The organism is Cryobacterium sp. 10I1, assembly GCF_035019805.1.
Lineage (GTDB): Bacteria > Actinomycetota > Actinomycetes > Actinomycetales > Microbacteriaceae > Cryobacterium > Cryobacterium glucosi.
In genome coordinates, this window is record NZ_JASJVF010000410.1 from 1 (window position 1) to 1,846 (window position 1,846).

Consider the following 1,846-nt stretch of genomic DNA (forward strand, 5'->3'; position numbering starts at 1 on the left):
AACCATGAGGATCCCGCACTCGACCTACCGGTTGCAGATCACCGCGGCCTTCGACCTCGCCGCCGCTGAGAGGGTCCTCGACTACGTCGTCGGCCTCGGCGCGGACTGGATCTACCTCTCGCCGCTCCTCACCTCCGCCGACGGCTCCGACCACGGTTACGACGTCGTCGACCACGCGGCCATCGACCCCGCCAGGGGCGGGCCTGAGGGGCTCCGCCTGCTCGCTGCAGCGGTGGCGGATGCCGGGCGCGGCATCCTCGTGGACATCGTGCCCAATCACATGGGCGTCGACGACCCGCACCGCAACGCCTGGTGGTGGGACCTGCTCCGATTCGGGCAGGACTCCCGTTATTCGGAGGCGTTCGACGTCGACTGGGCGGCGGGCGATGGAAAGATCCTGCTTCCGGCCCTCGGCGACGCGGGAGAGGGCAGCGAACTCGACCGGCTCGAGATCGTCGGCGACGAGCTGCACTACTACGACCACCGGTTCCCGATCCTCCCCGGCACGGCCGACGACGGCGCCGATCCCCGGACCGTGCACTCGAGGCAGCACTACACGCTGGTCAACTGGCGCCGTGCCGACCGGGACCTCAACTACCGGCGCTTCTTCGCCGTGAACAGCCTTGCGGGCATCCGCGTCGAGGTTCCCTGGGTCTTCGACGAGTCGCATCGCGAGATCGTTCGCTGGGTGCGGGACGGCCTCGTTCAGGGCATCAGGGTCGACCACCCCGACGGCCTCGCCGACCCGGGCGGTTACCTCGACCGGCTGCGCCTGGCGACCGACGGAACGTACGTGCTCGTCGAGAAGATCCTCGAGGGCGACGAGACCCTGCCGACGAGCTGGTCCACCAGGGGCACGACGGGCTACGACGCCCTCGCCGACGTCGACCGGATCCTCGTCGACCCGGCGGGACGGCCGGCCCTCGACGCGCTCGAGAAACGCCTGCAGGACGAATCCCCGGAACCGGGGGAGAACGGCCGCCCGCAGACCTGGGCCGAGCTCGTCTCCGAGCGGAAACGAGGCATCGCCGACGGCATCCTGGGCTCAGAGGTGCGCAGGATCGCACGCCTCATCCCCGGGATCCCCGGGCCGGAGGCGGTCGACGCCCTCGCAGAGCTGCTCACCGCCATGCCGGTGTACCGCTCCTACCTCCCGCTCGGCTTCGAGCTGGTCGACGAGGCCGCACGGCGCGCGTCCGACCGCAGGCCGGACCTCGCCGGAACGATCGGCCGGCTCCTGGCCGTGCTGGCCGACCCGCGGACCCCCGCTGCCGTCCGGTTCCAGCAGACCTCCGGCATGGTGATGGCCAAAGGCGTCGAGGACACCGCGTACTACCGCTACAGCCGGCTCACCTCGCTCAACGAGGTCGGAGCAGACCCCTCGGAATTCTCCATCGATGCGGATACCTTCCACGCGCGCCAGCAGGCCAGGGCGGCGACCTTCCCTGACTCGATGACGACGCTCTCCACCCACGACACGAAACGGGGAGAGGACGTCCGCGCCCGCATCACCGTCATCGCCGAGATCCCCGCGGAGTGGGAGGCGACCCTGGACACGCTTCGCACGAATGTGCCGCTCGGCGACGGCCCGCTCGAGAACCTGCTCTGGCAGGCGGTCGTCGGGTCCTGGCCGGCCAGCCGCGAACGCCTGGGCGCATACGCGCTCAAGGCCGCCCGCGAATCCGGAACGTCGACGACCTGGAACGCCCCGGACGCCGCCTTCGAGGAGAAGCTCGAGACCCTGGTAGCCGCGGCCTTCGACGACCCCGCCGTCACGGCCGCGTCGCCGAACACTCCGAGAAGGTCGTCCCGGAGCTGGTATGCGATGCCGAGCGGAAGCCCGAAG

1 protein-coding gene is annotated in these 1,846 nt (G+C 70.4%); it reads left to right on the forward strand.

What is annotated here, in order from left to right; all coding sequences use genetic code 11:
* Positions 1-4: 4 nt before the first annotated feature.
* A partial coding sequence (gene treY, locus QN345_RS18575; protein WP_323509059.1) for a malto-oligosyltrehalose synthase occupies positions 5-1,846 on the forward strand: 1,842 nt, incomplete at its 3' end.